Origin of the sequence: Afipia sp. Root123D2, from assembly GCF_001425835.1 — a bacterium.
Taxonomy (GTDB): domain Bacteria; phylum Pseudomonadota; class Alphaproteobacteria; order Rhizobiales; family Xanthobacteraceae; genus Afipia.
Window position 1 is genome coordinate 1202429 of sequence record NZ_LMDP01000001.1, and the last position, 18897, is coordinate 1221325.

Sequence of the window (18897 nt, forward strand, 5' to 3'; positions counted from 1 at the left end):
ATTTGGCACTCTGCTTCGACCGGCATCGCCCGCCACCCGCTGGCGGCGACCTAACCGACACCCGGGAGCGACAGCAACCGGACAAATCCTTTCGTTTCGCGGGGGAAGGACCCTTCCGCGGCATCAACCTTAAAAGCAGGGTCCGTGCCAGTTTCGCCAAGGGTGCGATTATGCAGCATTATCAGTTTGTTAATTCCCGGAGTGCCGCGTCATGAGGCAGGATTGGGCATTCTGGGCAGCTTATAAATTAGGCAATTGCACAAAATATCATCAACCAAAATGAGAGGTGTGCAGTCTGGAAGTCCAGACTGCCTGCCGATGAGGCGATCTGAGCGAACCCTGATGGAAATTCTGACTGTCGACGAGATGGACCGCGCCGACCGCCTGACCATCGCAGCGGGCACCACCGGCTTCGCTCTGATGCAGCAGGCGGGGCGCGCGGTAGCCGATGCCGCGCAGGCGCTGGCTCCGACTGGCGCGATCCTGGTGATCGCCGGTCGCGGCAACAACGGCGGCGACGGGTTCGTCGCGGCGGCCGAACTGGCCAAACGCGGCCGCGATGTCGCGGTGGTTCTGCTGTGCAACCGTGACTCGCTGAAAGGCGATGCCGCGCTGGCGGCGCAGGCGTGGCACGGGGAGGTTTTGCCCTGCGACCCTGCGGCACTCGGACGGCCGGCGCTGATTATTGATGCGTTGTTCGGCGCCGGACTCAACCGTCCGCCGAAGGGCGATCCGCGCGACATGATCGCGGCGATGAACGCGAGCGGCGTGCCGATCCTCAGCGTCGATCTGCCGAGCGGCACCAACGGCACCACCGGCGAGGTCATGGGCATCGCGGTAACAGCGACGCGCACAGTGACGTTCTTCCGCCGGAAGCCGGCGCATCTGCTGTTGCCGGGTCGGCTGCATTGCGGCGAGGTCGAGGTCGCAGACATCGGCATCGGTGCGCAGGTGCTGGACGATATTCAGCCGAAGGCTTTCGAGAACGCTCCTGACTTGTGGCGAGCCTCGTTTCCGTTGCCCCGGATCGACGGACATAAGTACGCTCGCGGGCATGCCGTTGTGGTGTCGGGCGGTCAGGCGTCGACCGGCGCGGGGCGGCTCGCGGCGCGCGCGGCGTTGCGTGCGGGAGCAGGGCTGGTCACGGTGGCGTCGCCATCCGATGCGCTCGCGGTCAATGCGGCGGCTCTGACGGCCGTGATGGTCCGCGCGGTTGATGACCGGGCGCAGTTTGGCGAGATGCTGTCGGATGCGCGGTTCAATGCCTGCGTGATCGGACCGGGGGCGGGTGTCGGCGAGCGGACGCGCGGCCTCGTACTGGAAGCGCTGACCGGCCGGCGCGCCGTGGTGCTCGATGCCGATGCGCTGACGAGCTTTGCCGATGCGCCGGAGGCGCTGTTCGCTGCGATCAAAGGCGCGCGTGATTCACAAATTGTCCTCACGCCGCATGCCGGAGAGTTCGCGCGTCTGTTCAAGGAACCGGGCGAAGCCGATCCTGTGTCATCGAAACTTGAGCAGACGCGTGCAGCCGCCCGGGAATCCGGTGCGGTGGTGTTGCTGAAAGGGCCGGACACCGTGGTGGCGTCGCCAGACGGGCGCGCGTCGATTGCCGCCAATGCGCCGCCGTGGCTGGCGACAGCAGGCTCCGGCGATGTGCTGGCGGGGATCATCGCGGGCCTGTTGGCCCAACACGTTCCGGCCTTTGAGGCGGCCTCGATGGGAGTCTGGATGCATGGCGAGGCCGCACGCGAATTCGGTCCCGGCCTGATCGCCGAGGATTTGCCGGAGATGCTGCCGGAAATTCTGCGCGGTCTCTACGACGAATTCGGTGTCGACTACTGACGGTCTACTCGACCGCGAACCAGCGCACGAGGCGCGGCGCGCTCCAGACCGGAGCGACGGTTTCGATCAGCCAGTTGCCGGCGAACTCGGCGGCGAAGGCGATGCGCTGGGTTTCGCCGGGCTGCAGTGCGAGGGTGTCGAGCCAGAACGGTTTCCAGCCGTCGTCGAGCTTGTCGAGCAGCCGGCAGTGGTGACCATGCAGACGAAAGATCTGCGCCGACGCGGTGGTGTTCTTCAAAGCCAGCACGACGATGCGGCCACGCTTGGCGCGAAACGCCGGCGCAGCAGCCTTGTCGAACTTGGCCGGCGTGACCCATGACGCTGCCGGATCGAGCGCCACGTCCACGCGCAAGGCGTTTCGCAGATCCAGCCGCGCCGGCAGGCCATTCAACGGCAGTGGTGCGGGCGGCGGTAGCGGCGCAGCGCGCGCAGTGTCCTTCGCGGTCAAGATCCGTCCGACCGGCTGCGCTTTGGTGCCGTCATGCAGAAGAATCTCGGACGCCGAGCCGGGCGGGCGCGTCGCGTCGAGAAAAGCATCGATGCGGGTGCCGGGCGCAAGCACCAGCTGACCGTCGCGAGCGATGAAAGGCTCCGCCGGCAGGCTGTCGATCGCCATGACGCGCACATCATGATCGGCAACTTTCAGTGCGATCAGTGCGCGTTGACAGCCGTTGACGATGCGAAGCCTCAACCGCTCGTTGCTCTTCACGTCGATGTCGAAGGTGGGCTTGCGGTTGACGGTGAACAGCGGCGTGGCATCGGTGGCGCGTCCCGGCGCAAGCGCCTTGCCGGTCCCGTCGAGCCGCCAGTCCTCGATCAGCAGCACCTCGTCGCGGTCGGCAGTCACGACCGTGGTTTCGGCGGCGGTCAGCACGTGGCCGAGGGAAGGGCGTTCCGCGCCATCGCCGAGCAGACCGGAATCGAGCAGGAATGTGCCGGAGTGCCGCACGGGCAGGGCGAAGGCCGCCTGCCCACCCGAGGCCATGGGCGGCTGGGCTGTCAATGCAGCAGCCGATGCCCCGCCATCCAGGCCCCGGCAAGCCAGAACCGTGGGAACCGGCAGCTCATTCGCAACGGCAACAGTAACATTGTCACCTTGCCTGATGTGAGACATGAAGCTGGAGGCTGCGGTATTCAGCGACCAGACCGGGCTGGCTGGGGGCCCCGGGCGCAGATCGAGCGTGCCCGGTTTCAGTGTCAGGGCAAGGGATGCTCCGGCCTGCGCAGTCAGCGGCCGCGATAGCAGGGGCGCCAATGCAACCGAGCCGAGCGCGGCCAGCAGGGTCCGGCGGTCTCGCGAAAAACGGCAGTTTTCCATGCCTGATCCGGACCATTTTCCGGCGTGGAAGTCCAGCGGGCACAGTTAGGCTGGGTTGCGGCCAAGCGCCGGGCGGCGGGGGCGTTTTTCTTGCTGCGAAGCGGCTGGCTCATGTTATAAGCCCGCCGCTCGCGGCTGTGCCGCCGGACGATGTGCGCTGCGCGGGCGTGGCGGAACTGGTAGACGCGCTGGATTTAGGTTCCAGTGACGAAAGTTGTGGGGGTTCGAGTCCCTCCGCCCGCACCAGCGCGATCTCTCGTTTGCGCACGCCGATTTTCGGAAGACGCTTTCGCGCGTCGGCCGTACCCACCGATGCAGGCCTTCGGGCTGTGCGTCCAACAGATTGACAAGGCCCGGTCGCCGACCGGGCGAAGCCGGAAGAAGATTGACGCCATGCAGGTCAAAGAAACCCTCGCCGAGGGACTGAAGCACGAATTCCAGATCAGCGTTCCGGCGTCGGACATCGATGCCAAGATCGATGCACGCCTCGACGAGATGAAGGACAAGGTCCGGCTCAACGGATTCCGCCCAGGCAAGGTGCCGGCTGCGCATCTGAAGAAAGTGTACGGCCGTTCCGTTGCCGCGGAGACGGTCGATCAGCTGATCCGCGATACCAACACGCAGCTCTTCACCGAGCGCGGCTTCCGTCTCGCGACCGAGCCCAAGATCACCATGCCGACCGAGGCCAAGGAGATCGAGGAGGTTCTGTCCGGCAAGTCCGACCTGAACTACTCGGTTGCGATCGAGGTCGTGCCTGCGATCCAGCTTGCCGACTTCAAGACCTTCAACGTCGAGAAGCCGGTAGCCGAAGTCACCGACGCCGACGTCGATGAAGCGCTCAAGCGAATCGCCGACCAGAACCGCCCCTATGCGGCGAAAGCCGAGGGTGCGAAGGCCGAATCCGGCGACCGCGTCACGGTGGCCTTCAAGGGCACCATTGACGGCGTTGCGTTCGACGGCGGCACTGGCGAAGACATCCAGGTCGTGATCGGCTCGGGCACGTTCATTCCGGGCTTCGAAGACCAGCTCATCGGTATCGGCGTAGGCGAGACCCGCACCGTGAAGGCGTCGTTCCCCAAGAACTACACGGCGGCGAATCTGGCCGGCAAGGACGCCGAGTTCGAAACCACCGCCAGCGCGATCGAGGCGCCGCAGGAGTCGAAGATCGACGAGGAGTTCGCCAAGAACCTCGGCATGGAATCGCTCGACAAGCTCAAGGAAGCGATGCGCGATCGTCTGGTGCAGGAATTCGCCGGCGCGACCCGCCAGCGCGTCAAGCGCCTGCTGCTGGATCGCCTCGATGAAGCCCACAAGTTCGATCCGCCGCCGTCACTGGTCGATGACGAGTTCAACCTGATGTGGAACTCGATCAAGGCGGAGATGGATTCAGCGAGCAAGACGTTCGCTGACGAGAACACCACCGAGGAAGCGGCCAAGGAAGAGTACCGCAAGATCGCCGATCGCCGCGTGCGTCTCGGCCTCGTGCTTTCCGAGATCGGCGAGAAGAACAAGATCACCGTGACCGACGACGAAGTCAGCCGCGCCGTGATCGATCGTGCGCGCCAGATGCCGGGCCGCGAGAAGGAAGTCTGGGATTATTATCGCAGCAATCCCAACGCGCTCGCCCAGCTTCGCGCACCTATCTACGAAGACAAGGTGGTCGACTTCATTCTTGAACTCGCCACCGTCACCGAAAAGAAGGTGTCGCGCGAAGACCTGCTCAAGGACGACGACAGCGAGAAAACCGCGGCCTGATGTGGTCGCCGGGCTCGCCCGGCGTTAACGATACAATCGGAAAGGGCAGGGCGACGCAGCTGCGTCGCTTTGCGGGCGTGGCCGAATCGGCTCAACTCCCGGCGGAATTCAGCAGACAGGCGCTGTTTGCGGTGGCCTTGCCGCCGGGCAATCGGCTCATATCTGTGTCTCGCCAAGCCAAGCATCACGGGACGATCGTTCGTCTCTACCAACTCTCAGGTGATTAATGCGCGATCCGGTTGAAACCTACATGAACCTGGTGCCGATGGTGGTCGAGCAGACCAACCGCGGCGAGCGGGCCTACGACATTTTCTCGCGCCTCCTGAAAGAGCGCATCATCTTCGTGACCGGCCCTGTCGAGGACGGCATGTCGGTGTTGGTCGTCGCGCAACTTCTGTTCCTCGAAGCCGAGAATCCGAAGAAGGAAATCTCGATGTACATCAACTCGCCGGGAGGCGTGGTGACATCGGGTCTGGCGATTTACGACACCATGCAATTCATCCGCCCGCCGGTTTCGACGCTCTGCACCGGGCAGGCGGCGTCGATGGGTTCGTTGCTGCTTGCCGCCGGCGAGAAGGACATGCGCTTCTCGCTGCCGAATTCGCGCATCATGGTCCATCAGCCGTCCGGCGGCTTCCAAGGCCAGGCGACCGACATCATGTTGCACGCGCAGGAAATCCTGAACCTGAAGAAGCGGCTTAACGAGATCTACGTCAAGCATACCGGCCAGACCTATAAGGCGATCGAGGACGCGCTGGAACGCGACAAGTTCCTCACCGCCGAGATGGCTCGTGATTTCGGCATTGTCGACAAGGTGATTGAGAAGCGTGCCGAGGAGCCGTCGGCGCCGAAGACATCGTAATGAGTTGCAGTCGCGGCAGAGCGGATGCTTGTGCATTCTCCCTGCCGGGCTGCGATCTTGCCACTTTGACGCGAGTTCCCTGTGGATGCGGTGCGTCATTCTCGCAACGCTGCGATGAATTCGGGCCTGAATGCTCGCGAAATCGTCGCAAATCACGGTAAGATTACGCAGTTGGGTGTTCGCCGGGTTAGTGAATTCTTGATAGTCGGGTGGCACCATGGTTGGCTCCAGATGATCGGCTAGAATGGCCGCAGATTCGAGAGAGGCTGCGATTCGCGCGGGTCAGGAGTGCGGGGTCTTTTTGGTACGGATTTTGCTCCTATCTAGACGAGAGTCCGGCGTGCGCCGGGATGGGACAGTCCGCCAGAATAGATCGAGCGGCAGACGGAGACAGGAATGAGCAAGGTCGGGACGAGCGATTCGAAGAACACGCTGTATTGCTCATTCTGCGGGAAGAGCCAGCACGAGGTCCGCAAACTGATCGCGGGGCCGACCGTTTTCATCTGCGATGAGTGCGTCGAACTGTGCATGGACATCATTCGCGAGGAGAACAAATCCTCGCTGGTGAAGTCGCGCGACGGAATTCCGACGCCGAAGGAAATCTGCAAGGTTCTGGACGATTACGTGATCGGTCAGCAGCACGCCAAGAAGGTGCTCTCGGTCGCGGTTCACAATCACTACAAGCGCCTCAATCACCAGACCAAGCACAACGACGTTGAGCTTGCGAAGTCGAACATCCTGCTGATCGGTCCGACCGGTTCGGGCAAGACGCTGCTTGCGCAGACGCTGGCCCGCATCCTCGATGTGCCGTTCACGATGGCGGACGCGACGACGCTGACCGAAGCCGGTTACGTCGGCGAGGATGTCGAGAACATCATCCTGAAGCTGCTGCAGGCTGCCGACTACAATGTCGAGCGGGCCCAGCGCGGCATCGTCTACATCGACGAAATCGACAAGATTTCCCGCAAGTCCGACAATCCGTCGATCACCCGCGATGTCTCGGGCGAAGGCGTGCAGCAGGCCTTGCTGAAGATCATGGAAGGTACGGTTGCATCGGTCCCGCCGCAGGGCGGCCGTAAGCATCCGCAGCAGGAGTTCCTGCAGGTCGACACCACCAATATCCTCTTCATCTGCGGTGGTGCGTTCTCCGGCCTCGAGAAGATCATCTCGTCACGCGGGCGGACCACGTCGATCGGTTTCGCGGCCCAGGTGCTGGCGCCTGAAGATCGCCGTACCGGCGAAATTTTCCGCCATGTCGAGCCCGAGGATCTTCTGAAGTACGGCCTGATCCCTGAGTTCGTCGGACGTCTGCCAGTGGTGGCGACGCTCGAGGATCTCGACGAGGTTTCGCTCAAGAAGATTCTCACCGATCCGAAGAACGCGCTGGTGAAGCAGTACCAGCGGCTGTTCGAGATGGAAAACATCGAGCTCACGTTCGCCGACGAAGCGCTTGGCGCGGTCGCCCGCAAGGCGATCGAGCGCAAGACCGGCGCGCGCGGATTGCGCTCCATCCTGGAGAGCATCCTGCTCGAGACGATGTTCGATCTTCCCGGCCTCGAAGGCGTCGAGGAAGTGGTCATCTCGCGCGAAGTGGTGGAAGCGACGGCACGTCCGCTCTACATCTACGCCGACCGCACGGATCGTCCGGCCGAAACCAGCGCCAGCGCTTGATCGAAGCAGGGAGGGGCTCCGTGGAGCCCCTCGGTTTAGCTCGGCTGAGCCGTCTCAACGCCGAGTGCGTGGCGCTTGCGGCTGGTTCCACTCATCTTCCAATGAGTCTAAAACGCCAATGTTGATGGGGATTTCCCATCACTTGACACCATCGCGGCCGATAGCCACCTAATGGGGCGCGGTGAAGCACAGAGCTTTCTGGATTCGCCGCGATATGACCCCGGGTGGTGAGGGCCGCGTTGCGGCCGATGGCTCAAGAGAGCTCTTTCTTTTCCGGTACACGGCACCTTGTGGCGGTTGCGTCTGAGCGGCGGACTGCGTGCAAGGGGGCACAACAAAAGGAATACGGGCATGACTGCCTCCAAGCCTCGTCCAAATATCGTTCACGGCGAAAGCCACGCCTATCCGGTGCTGCCGCTTCGCGACATTGTTGTTTTCCCGCACATGATCGTTCCGCTTTTCGTTGGACGCGAAAAGTCGATCCGCGCGCTCGAAGACGTGATGAAGAACGATGCGCTGATTTTGCTCGCGACGCAGAAGAATGCGTCCGATGACGATCCGAGCCCGGACTCGATTTACGAGACCGGCACGCTCGCCAGCGTGTTGCAGCTTCTGAAACTCCCCGACGGCACCGTGAAGGTCCTGGTCGAGGGACTGGAGCGCGCGCGCGTCGAGAAATACACCGATCGGGCCGACTACTATGAGGCGACCGCCATCGCGCTCGCCGACACCGATGCCAAGAGCGTCGAGGCGGAGGCGCTCGGCCGCTCCGTCGTGTCCGATTTTGAAAGCTACGTGAAGCTGAACAAGAAGATTTCCGCCGAAGTGGTGGGCGTCGTTCAGCAGATCACTGATTTCGCCAAGCTCGCGGACACCGTGGCCTCGCATCTCGCGGTGAAGATTTCCGATCGCCAGACCATTCTGGAGACGCTGTCGGTGTCGCAGCGGCTCGAGAAGGTGCTCGGCCTGATGGAGAGCGAGATCTCGGTGCTGCAGGTCGAGAAGAAGATCCGCTCGCGCGTCAAGCGCCAGATGGAGAAGACCCAGCGCGAGTATTACCTCAACGAGCAGATGAAGGCGATCCAGAAGGAGCTCGGCGACGACGAAGGTCGCGACGAGCTGGCCGATCTGGAAGAGAAGATCGCCAAGACCAAGCTCTCGAAGGAAGCTCGCGAGAAGGCGCAGCACGAACTGAAGAAGCTGCGGCAGATGTCTCCGATGTCCGCCGAGGCGACGGTCGTGCGCAACTATCTCGACTGGCTGCTGTCGATCCCATGGGGCAAGAAGTCCAAGGTCAAGAAGGACCTCATTGCCGCGCAGGAAGTGCTCGACTCGGATCACTACGGGCTTGAGAAGGTCAAGGACCGCATCGTCGAGTATCTCGCCGTGCAGTCCCGCGCCAACAAGCTGACCGGACCGATCCTGTGCCTCGTGGGCCCTCCGGGCGTCGGCAAGACCTCGCTCGGCAAGTCGATCGCGAAGGCGACCGGCCGCGAGTTCGTGCGCGTGTCGCTCGGCGGCGTGCGCGACGAGGCGGAAATCCGCGGTCACCGGCGGACCTACATCGGCTCGATGCCTGGCAAGATCATCCAGTCGATGAGAAAGGCCAAGACCTCGAACCCGCTGTTCCTGCTGGACGAGATCGACAAGATGGGCGCCGATTTCCGCGGCGACCCGTCGTCGGCCCTGCTTGAGGTTCTCGACCCCGAGCAGAACTCGACGTTCAACGATCACTACCTGGAGGTCGACTACGACCTCTCCAACGTGATGTTCATCACGACCGCGAATACGCTCAATATTCCCGGGCCGCTGATGGACCGCATGGAGATCATCCGGATCGCCGGCTACACCGAGAACGAGAAGGTTGAGATCGCCCGCAAGCATCTCATCCCGACCGCAGTGGCCAAGCACGGTTTGACTTCCAAGGAGTGGTCGATCGATGACGAGGCGCTGCTGTTCCTGATCCGCCGTTACACCCGCGAGGCGGGCGTGCGTAATCTCGAGCGCGAAATTTCGACACTCGCCCGCAAGGCGGTGAAGGAATTGATGATCTCCAAGAAGAAGGCGGTGAAGGTGACCGCACCGGTGGTCGAGGAGTTCCTCGGCGTGCCGAAGTATCGCTACGGCGAGATCGAGAGCGACGACCAGGTCGGCGTCGTGACCGGTCTGGCGTGGACCGATGTCGGCGGCGAGTTGCTGACCATCGAAGGCGTCATGATGCCCGGCAAGGGCCGCATGACCGTCACCGGCAACCTGCGTGACGTGATGAAGGAGTCGATCTCGGCGGCGGCCTCGTATGTCCGCTCGCGGGCGATCAACTACGGCGTCGAGCCCCCGCTGTTCGACCGCCGCGACATCCACGTCCACGTGCCGGAAGGCGCCACGCCGAAGGACGGACCTTCGGCCGGTGTCGCGATGGCCACGGCGATCGTGTCGGTGCTGACCGGCATTCCGATCCGGCATGATGTCGCCATGACCGGCGAAATCACGCTGCGAGGCCGGGTGCTGCCGATCGGCGGTCTGAAGGAGAAGCTGCTTGCGGCCGCGCGTGGCGGCATCAAGACGGTCTTCATTCCCGAGGACAACGCCAAGGATCTCACCGAGATTTCCGACGCCATCAAGGGCGGCATGGAGATCATCCCGGTGGCCCGGATGGACGACGTGCTCGCCAAGGCGCTGGTGCGCAAGCCGGTGCCGATCGTCTGGGAAGAGGATACCTCGGCGCTGCCGAAGGCCGATGCGACCGATGAGGCTGCCGGCGGCCTGACCGCTCACTAAGGCGAGTTGAATATCCACAACGAAGCGGCGCCCGCGAGGGCGCCGTTTCTTTTTGGCGCATGTTGGCGGAAACTGTCGCGACCTTCGGCCAGGAACCTCATGATGAAGATCGACGGTCAATGTCATTGCGGGCGCGTCAGTTATCGCGCCGACATCGATCCCGAACGGGTCTCGATTTGTCATTGCACGGATTGCCAGCAACTGACGGGATCGCCTTATCGGGTCACGGTGCTGTGCGCGCGTGAGCAGATCGAATTGACCGGTGCTGACCCCAAAATCTACGCGAAGGTCGGTGAAAATGGCCGCACCCGTTTTCAGCATTTTTGTTCCGAGTGCGGATCTCCGGTTTTTACGTCAGGGGATGACATACAGCCGGATGGCTGGGGTATCCGCTGGGGCAGCATCCGGCAGCGCCATGATCTGAAACCGCGCCGGCAAATCTGGTTTCGTTCGGCAGCGCCGTGGACATCCGACCTCCGCGATTTGCCGGGCTCGCCCACGGAATGAACCGTGACGGATCGGCGCGGTCTTGCCGCCTTGCGCTGGTGGGTCTGGCAAGGCTAAACAGACGCGACGGGCGGTTAGCTCAGCTGGTTAGAGCATCTCGTTTACACCGAGAGGGTCGGCGGTTCGAATCCGTCACCGCCTACCATCACCCCAATCTCCTTGCATGATCCGGCGATGTATGGTTCCCGGGGTGGGGGAGTTTCCAATGATCGTCATGTTCGGGGCATCGTCCGACATTGGCCGGCGCGCGACAGCGCGTTTGCTCGATGCTGGCCTCGCCATGCGGCTGGTCGCACGTGATTGCACCGGTCTCGATCCGCGTGCGGACCACTTCACGGGCGATATATCGGACGCGCAGGCGGCGCTGCGTGATGCCGATGTCGTGGTGTCGTGTGCTCATGCTCGCTTCACATCCCGGATTCTTGACGCAATTGGATCGCGCACCCCGACGCTCGTTCTTGTCGGATCGGCCTGGCGGTATTCGAAGGTTCCTGAGCCGCGTGGACGGGAGGTCGTGAATGCCGAAGCCGCATTCATGCAGAGCGGGCGCAATGGCGTGATGCTGCACCCGACGATGATCTATGGCGGTTGGCAGGAGAACAATCTTCGCCGGTTGTTCGATGTCATCCGGCGCTGGCCGGTGCTGCCGATGCCGGGCGGCGGATTGAATCTGGTGCAGCCGGTGTTCGTTGAGGACGTCGCGCTCTGCATCGCCGCCGCGGCGACGCGGACATGGCAAGGCCCGAACGTCATCCCGGTCTGCGGTCCTGCGCCGATGCATTGGCGCGACATGGCGCAATTGTGTGCGTCGGCGATGGGTTATCGGCGGGCGATACTGCCGGTTCCGCTGGCGCCGGCGATCGCGGCACTGGCGCTGGTGCAGGCCATCGGCCTCCAGCCGCCGGTCGATCCCAATACGCTACGGCGGCTTCAGGAAGACGTGATGTTTCCGCTGCAACCCATGCGGGATGAACTGGGCGTGGAGCCGAGGGACTTCGCGGCGGGGCTGGCACTAATGTTGGCCGAGGACCGGTTGGCCGGCACCGGGAAAGCTGGCTCTGCTGGCTAGAGCATCTCGTTTACACCGAGAGGATCGGGCGCCAGCCAATTCTAGAATTTAGCGCCGCGTCAGCGTAAATTGCGATTGCGTCAGTCGGCATGGCTTCCCGGCCACGCAATCGGCAAGCGGCAGCAGCTTGGCGTTGCGAACAAGGTGCTCCTTGGTATTTTCAGAGCGGTTCGGAGTGAGGATGGTCATCGCTGTGCGCAGCGAATCCGCGATCTCCGCATTGGCATCGGCGTCGTTCCTGTCGGTGAGAATCGCAACATCGATCACGTCGTGATTGCGCGCGTCGATATCGATGAAGACCAGCCCGATGGGCAGCGGCTGCGCGGGCACATTGCCGAACTTGCAGGTCCATGCGTTCTGGCAGATCGAGAGCAGCCGCCGTCGTTGCGGCCGCCAGATGCATTCCGGCTTCGCATTTGCGCGCACGATGCACACCGCGATATCGGGCGCGGCATTGAGATTGATTTTTGAATTGCCGAAGCGCGGCACGCCATCCCACGGGCTGCCGTTGGGTTTCGTGGCATTCGCGGTGACTGTAATGTCGAAGCCGGGCTGCTGCGCCTGCGCGTTCAACGGCATCGACAGAACGAACGCTAACGCAGCGCCAAGACAGTTTAGAATCCGGATCACGCTCTTTCCTCCCAGATCATCGCCAGATGAACGATGGTCTGCACAGCCTTTTCCATGTCCTGGACGCTGACCCATTCAAGTCGTGAGTGGAAGGCGTGTTCGCCGGCGAAGATGTTGGGGCAGGGCAGGCCCATGAACGACAGGCGTGAGCCGTCGGTGCCGCCGCGGATGCTGCTGCGAACCGGTGTCATCCCGGCGCGCTCGATCGCATCCATAGCGTTGGTGACGATGTCGGGGTGCCTGTCCAGCACCTCCTTCATGTTGCGATACTGTTCCTTGATCTCCATGCGATAGGACGAGCGCGGAAAGTCCTTCATCACTTCGCGAACGATACGCTCCAGCAGGTCTTCTTTCTCCTTTAGTCCGGCCTCGCTGAAGTCGCGGACGATGAAGCCCAGCGTCGCGCTGTCGAGCCCGCCCTCGATGCTGACGGGATGGAGAAAGCCTTCACGGTCCTCGGTGGTTTCCGGCGAGCAGGTATCCTTCGGCAGGTGCTCGACGATGCGCGCAGCGATCTTGATCGCGTGCTCCATGCGGCCCTTGGCGCAGCCGGGGTGGGCGCTGACGCCCTGGATGTGGATGGTGGCGCCATCGGCCGAGAAGGTTTCGTCCTCGAGATGGCCCGCGGTTTCGCCGTCGATGGTGTAGGCGAAGTCGGCGCCGAGTTTCTTCAGGTCGGCGTTGTCGACGCCGCGGCCGATCTCTTCATCCGGCGTGAACAGGATCTTGATGGTGCCATGTCTGATCTGCGGGTTGGTGACGAGAAACTGCACCGCATCCATGATTTCGGCGAGGCCGGCCTTGTTGTCTGCTCCCAACAACGTGGTGCCGTCGGTGGTCACGATGTCGTTGCCGATCTGGTCGGCGAGCGCGGGGTGTTCACTGGTCCGGATGATTTGTGTCAGATCGGCAGGCAGCACGATGTCGCCGCCCTGATAGTTGCGGACGATCTGCGGTTTTACGTCCTTGCCGGTGCAGTCGGGCGAGGTGTCCATGTGCGAGCAGAAGCAGATCACCGGCACGGTCTTGTCAGTGGTCGCAGGCACGGTGCCGTAGACGTAGCCGTTGTCGTCCATGTGGGCGTCGGCGATGCCGAGGTCGCGCAATTCCTGGGCGAGCAGGCGGCCGAGGTCCTTCTGCTTGGCCGTCGAGGGACACGTCGGGGAGGCGGGGTCGGACTGGGTATCGATTCGGACGTAGCGCAGGAAGCGATCGAGAACGGTGTGCTTGAATTGAAGAGGCTGCATTTGGCGATCTCCGCATCTGCGATTCGTCTTGCGCGGGCATAGCCGTTCGGAGAACGGCGTCGCTTCGCTCGCCTATGGCCCGCGCATTCATCTCACAAGATTTATTCAGAAGGATGGATTGCCCGGTCAAGCCCGGTCATGACAGCCGGAGACTACGCCGATCGACACGAGAACCCGCAAAAGAAAACACCGCCCTCAGCGCCGCCGCGTGGGCGGGCGAGAGCGGCGTTTTGCGAGGAAAAGCCGAGATCAGACGGCTTCTTTGAGTTCCTTGGCCGCGCGGAAGGCAACCTTCTTGCTGGCCTTGATGTGAATGGCTTCGCCGGTGGCCGGGTTGCGGCCCATGCGGGCGGCGCGCTTGCGGACCTGGAGGATGCCGAGGCCGACGATGCGAATGCGCTCGCCCTTCTTGAGGTGCTTGGTGATGCGGGTCACGAGGTCGCCGAGAATCGCCTCGGTCTGCTTCTTCGACAATTCGTGCTCCTCAGCGAGCGCGGCCGCGAGATGCTTGAGCGTAACGGTCGTCGGAGTAGCTGCTTTCTTCGCCATTTAACCCTCCTTGGGTGGTCGGTGACTTAAGAACTGACTGTGTATCAGGGCTTAGTTGATTCGGGAGCGTCCTGCATATGCTGTTTGCCCTTTAAATCAGGCATTATTTGAATCGACATGTGGAAAAGAGCCATTCAGAGGGCGGATTCGCAACATCCTTGACTTGGGTCATCCGTCCCTTTAAGTCCCAGCGTCTCTGCGGATCGCGACAGCGTCCCTGCGGGAGTAGCTCAGTTGGTTAGAGCGCCGGCCTGTCACGCCGGAGGTCGCGGGTTCGAGCCCCGTCTCTCGCGCCATTTATGGCAAATCCCCGATTTTACAGTGGTTTTGGCAATTCCCGAGCACTCGGCCTCTTTCCGAGACGCGCCGATTTTGCAATGGTGACGTCTCGCCGCAGCCGTGGCCTGCGTTCGCGTCTTAGGCCAAGAAACTCAACGAATTCCCGTAAAATGTAGGAACGCATCGATGTCCCAGCCTCACACCGGCACCAATCGTAAATATCGTCTCGCCGTCATTCCCGGCGACGGCATCGGCAAGGAGGTTGTGCCCGAGGGCCTGCGTGCGCTGGAGAAGGCGGCGTCGAAGTTCAACTTCGAGCTTCAGCTCGACACGTTCGATTTCGCGTCCTGCGATTACTACCTCAAGCACGGCCGCATGATGCCGGAGGACTGGAAGACCCAGATAGGCAGCCACGACGCGATCTTCTTCGGCGCTGTCGGCATGCCGTCGGTTCTGCCTGACCACATCTCATTGTGGAACTCGCTGATCCTGTTTCGCCGCGAGTTCGACCAGTACGTCAACCTGCGCCCGGTGCGCCTGATGCCCGGCGTGACCTCGCCGCTGGCCGGCCGCAAACCAGGCGACATCGATTTCTTCGTGGTCCGTGAGAACACCGAGGGTGAGTATTCGTCAGTGGGCGGCCGCATGTTCCCCGGCACCGACCGCGAATTCGTCACCCAGCAGAGCGTGATGACCCGGACCGGCGTGGACCGGATCCTGAAGTTCGCGTTCGATCTTGCCCAGAGCCGGCCGAAAAAGCATCTGACCTCGGCGACCAAGTCTAACGGCATCTCGATCACCATGCCGTACTGGGACGAGCGGGTGGAGGAGGTCGCCAAAGCCTATCCCGACGTGCGTTGGGACAAGTATCACATCGACATCCTGACCGCCCATTTCGTCCTCAACCCCGACAAGTTCGATGTCGTGGTCGGCTCGAACCTGTTCGGCGACATCCTTTCGGATCTGGGTCCGGCCTGCACTGGCACGATCGGCATCGCGCCGTCCGGCAACATCAATCCCGAGCGCGACTTCCCGTCATTGTTCGAGCCCGTCCACGGCTCAGCGCCGGACATTTACGGGCAGGGGATTGCCAATCCAATCGGGCAGATCTGGTCAGCGGCCATGATGCTGGATCACCTCGGCGAACCAGAGGCGGGCAAGGCGATCGTTTCGGCCATCGAAACCGTCCTCAAGGAGGAAAAGCTGCGGACCCGCGATCTCGGCGGCAAGGCCAATACGGAGATTTGCGGAAAGGCCGTCGCCGACGCGATTTCCTGAGGGTTTCCTCCAGCATTCCGGTTCGGAACTGACGGAAACGGCAATCGAATTAACGCGCCGCGCAGCTTGAGATTTGTCCAGGTCTTTCTACTTTTGGATGAGACACGGTGCGCGCCGCGGGCCGGCAATTATCGAAATTGTGATCCCCGGACGAGCGTCAGGATAGCTTGTCTTGCCCTCACTGTGGCGCTGGGCTATCCCTTCGAACCATTCCAATGTTCCGCGAATCTGCGGAACAATTTCGGGCAGCAAAGGGTCGCCGATGGGCGGAATCTTGCAGAATTATCTGCCGCTTGTGGTGTTCATCGGTGTCGCGACCGTCATCGGTCTGGCGCTACTGGTGGCGCCGTTTCTGGTCGCCTATCAGCAACCCGATCCGGAGAAGCTGTCGGCGTACGAATGCGGCTTCAACGCCTTCGATGATGCGCGCATGAAATTCGATGTGCGATTCTATCTGGTGGCGATCCTGTTCATCATCTTTGATCTGGAAGTCGCCTTCCTGTTTCCGTGGGCAGTGGCTTTCGGCAAACTCGGGCTGGTCGGCTTCTGGTCGATGATCGTGTTCCTCGGCGTGCTGACCGTCGGCTTCGCCTATGAATGGAAGAAAGGGGCGCTCGAATGGGATTGAGTCCGACCCCGGCTAAACCGGTTTTGCAACCGGCCGTGTCGCAGGCTGCGACAGGGATTCTCGATCCGCGCACCGGCCAGCCGGTCGGCGCGGATGATCGCTATTATCTCGAGATCAATCACGAGCTGTCCGACAAGGGCTTCTTCGTTGCCGCTGCCGACGACCTGATTACGTGGGCGCGCACCGGCTCGCTGATGTGGATGACCTTCGGCCTCGCGTGCTGCGCCGTCGAGATGATGCAGGTCTCGATGCCGCGCTATGACGTCGAGCGCTTCGGCTTCGCCCCGCGCGCCTCGCCGCGCCAGTCGGACGTGATGATCGTGGCCGGCACGCTGACCAACAAGATGGCTCCGGCGCTGCGCAAGGTCTACGACCAGATGCCCGAGCCGCGCTACGTGATCTCGATGGGGTCGTGCGCCAACGGCGGCGGCTACTATCACTATTCGTATTCGGTGGTGCGCGGCTGCGACCGCATCGTGCCCGTCGACATTTATGTGCCGGGCTGTCCGCCGACGGCGGAAGCACTGCTCTACGGCGTACTGCTGCTGCAGAAGAAGATTCGCCGCACCGGAACGATTGAACGCTAAGGCTTAACTGATGGAAGACGCCAGGCTCGATGCCCTTGGTCAACTCATTACTGGTGCGCTGCCGGGAGCGGCGCTGAGCCATGACGTGTCTTTCAACCAGCTCACCGTCTCGGTCGATCTGGCGAAGATCGTCGAGGTCGCAAGCTTCCTGAAGAGCGATCCGCGCTGCCGCTTCGTCAGCTTCACCGACATCACGGCCGTCGACTATCCGGGCCGCGAGAACCGCTTCGATGTGGTCTATCACCTGATGTCGCCGACCCTGAACGCGCGCATCCGCTTGCGCGGCGAGGCCAACGAAACCACGCAGGTGCCCTCGATCATTCGAGTGTTCCCCGGCGCCGACTGGTTCGAGCGCGAGACCTACGATCTCTACGGTGTGATCTTCGTTGGGCATCCGGACATGCGCCGCCTGCTGACCGACTACGGTTTCGACGGCCATCCGCTGCGCAAGGACTTTCCGCTCACCGGGTTCGTCGAGGTCCGCTACGACGACCAGGAGAAGCGCGTGGTCTATGAGCCGGTCCGGCTCAACCAGGAATTCCGCAAGTTCGATTTCCTCTCGCCGTGGGAGGGCGCCGACTATGCGTTGCCGGGCGATGAGAAGAAAACCGGCGAAGCACCGGCGGCGCCCGTTTCTACTCCTGCAAAGGCAGGTGGCTGATGACCGAAGCCCTTGGTACCGCAGTCCCCGGAATGCGCAATTTCACGATTAACTTCGGCCCGCAGCATCCGGCCGCGCACGGCGTGCTGCGGCTTGTGCTGGAGCTGGATGGCGAGGTCGTCGAGCGCGTCGATCCGCATATCGGCCTGCTTCACCGCGGCACTGAAAAGCTGATCGAGCAAAAGACCTATCTGCAGGCGATTCCGTATTTCGACCGGCTCGACTACGTCGCGCCGATGAATCAGGAACATGCCTTCTGCCTCGCGGCGGAGAAGCTGCTCGGCATCACCGTGCCGCGCCGCGGCCAGTTGATCCGCGTGCTGTATTCCGAGATCGGCCGCATCCTGTCGCATCTGCTTAACGTCACTACTCAGGCGATGGATGTCGGCGCGCTGACCCCGCCGCTGTGGGGTTTCGAAGAGCGCGAAAAGCTGATGGTGTTTTACGAGCGCGCGTCCGGCTCGCGCATGCACGCGGCGTTCTTCCGCGTCGGCGGCGTGCATCAGGATTTGCCGCCCAAACTGATCGAGGACATCTGGAACTGGTGCGATCCGTTCCTTCAGGTCGTCGACGATCTCGAAGTTCTGCTCACCGACAACCGCATCTTCAAGCAGCGTAACGTCGACATCGGCGTGGTGACGCTGGAGCAGGCGTGGGAGTGGGGCTTCTCGGGCGTGATGGTGCGCGGCTCGGGCGCCGCATGGGACCTGCGCAAGTCGCAGCCCTACGAATGTTATGCCGAGATGGATTTCGACATCCCGATCGGCAAGAACGGCGACTGTTACGACCGCTACTGCATCCGTATGGAAGAAATGCGCCAGTCGGTGCGCATCATGAAGCAGTGCATCGAGAAGCTGCGCGTCGCCGAAGGGCAGGGGCCGGTTTCGATCCAGGACAACAAGGTCGTGCCGCCGAAGCGCGGCGAGATGAAGCGCTCGATGGAAGCGCTGATCCATCACTTCAAGCTCTACACCGAAGGCTTCCACGTTCCGGCCGGCGAGGTTTATGCCGCGGTCGAGGCGCCCAAGGGTGAGTTCGGCGTCTATCTGGTCTCCGACGGCACCAACAAGCCGTACAAGTGCAAGATCCGTGCGCCGGGATTTGCACACCTGCAGGCGATGGATTTCATCTGCAGGGGGCACCTGCTTGCGGACGTGTCCGCGATTCTCGGTTCGCTCGACATCGTGTTCGGCGAGGTGGATCGGTGACGGTGCAGCCGCCCATCGAGTTCGACCG

Annotated in this window: 16 protein-coding genes and 4 tRNA genes; 17 read left to right on the forward strand and 3 right to left on the reverse strand. The window is 62.4% G+C overall.

Going from position 1 to position 18897, the window contains the following annotated elements; translation table 11 throughout:
- Window positions 1-342: 342 nt before the first annotated feature.
- Window positions 343-1842 (forward strand): bifunctional ADP-dependent NAD(P)H-hydrate dehydratase/NAD(P)H-hydrate epimerase, encoded by a 1500-nt coding sequence (locus tag ASC80_RS05960; RefSeq protein WP_056293889.1) that lies wholly within the window; start codon window positions 343-345, stop codon window positions 1840-1842.
- A gap of 4 nt (window positions 1843-1846) precedes the next feature.
- Here ASC80_RS05960 and ASC80_RS05965 read toward each other — a convergent pair whose 3' ends face one another.
- Entirely contained in the window at window positions 1847-3160 is a 1314-nt protein-coding gene (locus ASC80_RS05965) for a multicopper oxidase family protein (protein ID WP_056293893.1), read from the reverse strand.
- 161 nt (window positions 3161-3321) lie between these two features.
- Between ASC80_RS05965 and ASC80_RS05970 the strand changes: the two genes are divergently transcribed.
- From ASC80_RS05970 to ASC80_RS24130, 10 genes are all read left to right on the forward strand, one after another.
- Window positions 3322-3406: transfer RNA gene (locus ASC80_RS05970), tRNA-Leu, on the forward strand.
- 147 nt (window positions 3407-3553) lie between these two features.
- The gene (gene tig / locus ASC80_RS05975) at window positions 3554-4915 is read left to right on the forward strand and encodes a trigger factor (RefSeq protein WP_056295666.1); all 1362 of its coding nucleotides are present in this window, start codon (window positions 3554-3556) and stop codon (window positions 4913-4915) included.
- A gap of 226 nt (window positions 4916-5141) precedes the next feature.
- Window positions 5142-5777 carry an ATP-dependent Clp protease proteolytic subunit gene (locus ASC80_RS05985; protein ID WP_056293899.1) on the forward strand — a complete coding sequence of 212 codons (636 nt, stop codon included), beginning with the start codon at window positions 5142-5144 and terminating at the stop codon, window positions 5775-5777.
- A gap of 396 nt (window positions 5778-6173) precedes the next feature.
- Window positions 6174-7448 (forward strand): ATP-dependent Clp protease ATP-binding subunit ClpX, encoded by a 1275-nt coding sequence (gene clpX, locus ASC80_RS05990; protein WP_056293902.1) that lies wholly within the window; start codon window positions 6174-6176, stop codon window positions 7446-7448.
- A 351-nt stretch (window positions 7449-7799) separates the two neighbouring features.
- Window positions 7800-10226 carry an endopeptidase La gene (gene lon, locus ASC80_RS05995; protein WP_056293903.1) on the forward strand — a complete coding sequence of 809 codons (2427 nt, stop codon included), beginning with the start codon at window positions 7800-7802 and terminating at the stop codon, window positions 10224-10226.
- Window positions 10227-10328: 102 nt separating this feature from the next.
- Window positions 10329-10733, forward strand: coding sequence for a GFA family protein (locus tag ASC80_RS06000; RefSeq protein WP_056295667.1), 405 nt, complete (start codon window positions 10329-10331; stop codon window positions 10731-10733).
- A 68-nt stretch (window positions 10734-10801) separates the two neighbouring features.
- A tRNA-Val gene (locus ASC80_RS06005) sits at window positions 10802-10878 on the forward strand.
- 60 nt (window positions 10879-10938) lie between these two features.
- Window positions 10939-11802 carry an SDR family oxidoreductase gene (locus ASC80_RS06010; protein ID WP_056293904.1) on the forward strand — a complete coding sequence of 288 codons (864 nt, stop codon included), beginning with the start codon at window positions 10939-10941 and terminating at the stop codon, window positions 11800-11802.
- Window positions 11778-11906 (forward strand) — tRNA-Val (locus ASC80_RS23600). The genes ASC80_RS06010 and ASC80_RS23600 overlap by 25 nt, the downstream gene beginning before the upstream one ends.
- Window positions 11907-12072: 166 nt before the next feature.
- Entirely contained in the window at window positions 12073-12273 is a 201-nt protein-coding gene (locus ASC80_RS24130) for a hypothetical protein (RefSeq protein ID WP_156464282.1), read from the forward strand.
- Window positions 12274-12428: 155 nt separating this feature from the next.
- Here the strand turns inward: ASC80_RS24130 and pepT are convergent, their stop codons facing one another.
- Window positions 12429-13679 carry a peptidase T gene (pepT, locus tag ASC80_RS06020; protein ID WP_056293909.1) on the reverse strand — a complete coding sequence of 417 codons (1251 nt, stop codon included), beginning with the start codon at window positions 13677-13679 and terminating at the stop codon, window positions 12429-12431.
- 249 nt (window positions 13680-13928) lie between these two features.
- Window positions 13929-14228 carry an HU family DNA-binding protein gene (locus ASC80_RS06025; RefSeq protein ID WP_056293912.1) on the reverse strand — a complete coding sequence of 100 codons (300 nt, stop codon included), beginning with the start codon at window positions 14226-14228 and terminating at the stop codon, window positions 13929-13931.
- A 219-nt stretch (window positions 14229-14447) separates the two neighbouring features.
- Here ASC80_RS06025 and ASC80_RS06030 point away from each other — a divergent pair.
- From ASC80_RS06030 to ASC80_RS06055, 6 genes are all read left to right on the forward strand, one after another.
- A tRNA-Asp gene (locus ASC80_RS06030) sits at window positions 14448-14524 on the forward strand.
- 169 nt (window positions 14525-14693) lie between these two features.
- Entirely contained in the window at window positions 14694-15785 is a 1092-nt protein-coding gene (locus tag ASC80_RS06035; RefSeq protein ID WP_056293916.1) for a tartrate dehydrogenase, read from the forward strand.
- Window positions 15786-16047: 262 nt separating this feature from the next.
- A complete protein-coding gene (locus ASC80_RS06040) occupies window positions 16048-16413 on the forward strand; it encodes an NADH-quinone oxidoreductase subunit A (protein ID WP_056293919.1) in 366 nt (121 codons plus the stop codon).
- A complete protein-coding gene (locus ASC80_RS06045) occupies window positions 16404-17000 on the forward strand; it encodes a NuoB/complex I 20 kDa subunit family protein (protein WP_056293921.1) in 597 nt (198 codons plus the stop codon). The genes ASC80_RS06040 and ASC80_RS06045 overlap by 10 nt, the downstream gene beginning before the upstream one ends.
- Window positions 17001-17010: 10 nt before the next feature.
- Window positions 17011-17661 carry an NADH-quinone oxidoreductase subunit C gene (locus tag ASC80_RS06050; RefSeq protein ID WP_056293925.1) on the forward strand — a complete coding sequence of 217 codons (651 nt, stop codon included), beginning with the start codon at window positions 17011-17013 and terminating at the stop codon, window positions 17659-17661.
- Complete coding sequence (locus ASC80_RS06055; RefSeq protein WP_056293928.1) at window positions 17661-18869, forward strand: NADH-quinone oxidoreductase subunit D; 1209 nt, start codon at window positions 17661-17663, stop codon at window positions 18867-18869. The genes ASC80_RS06050 and ASC80_RS06055 overlap by 1 nt, the downstream gene beginning before the upstream one ends.
- Window positions 18870-18897: the final 28 nt, after the last annotated feature.

What these genes read in the sequence shown, in the direction of transcription:
- ASC80_RS05960 (WP_056293889.1), top strand. Translation starts at nt 343, where the DNA reads ATGGAAATTCTGACTGTCGACGAGATGGACCGCGCCGACCGCCTGACC.
- ASC80_RS05965 (WP_056293893.1), bottom strand. Translation starts at nt 3,160, where the DNA reads ATGGAAAACTGCCGTTTTTCGCGAGACCGCCGGACCCTGCTGGCCGCG.
- tig (WP_056295666.1), top strand. Translation starts at nt 3,554, where the DNA reads ATGCAGGTCAAAGAAACCCTCGCCGAGGGACTGAAGCACGAATTCCAG.
- ASC80_RS05985 (WP_056293899.1), top strand. Translation starts at nt 5,142, where the DNA reads ATGCGCGATCCGGTTGAAACCTACATGAACCTGGTGCCGATGGTGGTC.
- clpX (WP_056293902.1), top strand. Translation starts at nt 6,174, where the DNA reads ATGAGCAAGGTCGGGACGAGCGATTCGAAGAACACGCTGTATTGCTCA.
- lon (WP_056293903.1), top strand. Translation starts at nt 7,800, where the DNA reads ATGACTGCCTCCAAGCCTCGTCCAAATATCGTTCACGGCGAAAGCCAC.
- ASC80_RS06000 (WP_056295667.1), top strand. Translation starts at nt 10,329, where the DNA reads ATGAAGATCGACGGTCAATGTCATTGCGGGCGCGTCAGTTATCGCGCC.
- ASC80_RS06010 (WP_056293904.1), top strand. Translation starts at nt 10,939, where the DNA reads ATGATCGTCATGTTCGGGGCATCGTCCGACATTGGCCGGCGCGCGACA.
- pepT (WP_056293909.1), bottom strand. Translation starts at nt 13,679, where the DNA reads ATGCAGCCTCTTCAATTCAAGCACACCGTTCTCGATCGCTTCCTGCGC.
- ASC80_RS06025 (WP_056293912.1), bottom strand. Translation starts at nt 14,228, where the DNA reads ATGGCGAAGAAAGCAGCTACTCCGACGACCGTTACGCTCAAGCATCTC.
- ASC80_RS06035 (WP_056293916.1), top strand. Translation starts at nt 14,694, where the DNA reads ATGTCCCAGCCTCACACCGGCACCAATCGTAAATATCGTCTCGCCGTC.
- ASC80_RS06040 (WP_056293919.1), top strand. Translation starts at nt 16,048, where the DNA reads ATGGGCGGAATCTTGCAGAATTATCTGCCGCTTGTGGTGTTCATCGGT.
- ASC80_RS06045 (WP_056293921.1), top strand. Translation starts at nt 16,404, where the DNA reads ATGGGATTGAGTCCGACCCCGGCTAAACCGGTTTTGCAACCGGCCGTG.
- ASC80_RS06050 (WP_056293925.1), top strand. Translation starts at nt 17,011, where the DNA reads ATGGAAGACGCCAGGCTCGATGCCCTTGGTCAACTCATTACTGGTGCG.
- ASC80_RS06055 (WP_056293928.1), top strand. Translation starts at nt 17,661, where the DNA reads ATGACCGAAGCCCTTGGTACCGCAGTCCCCGGAATGCGCAATTTCACG.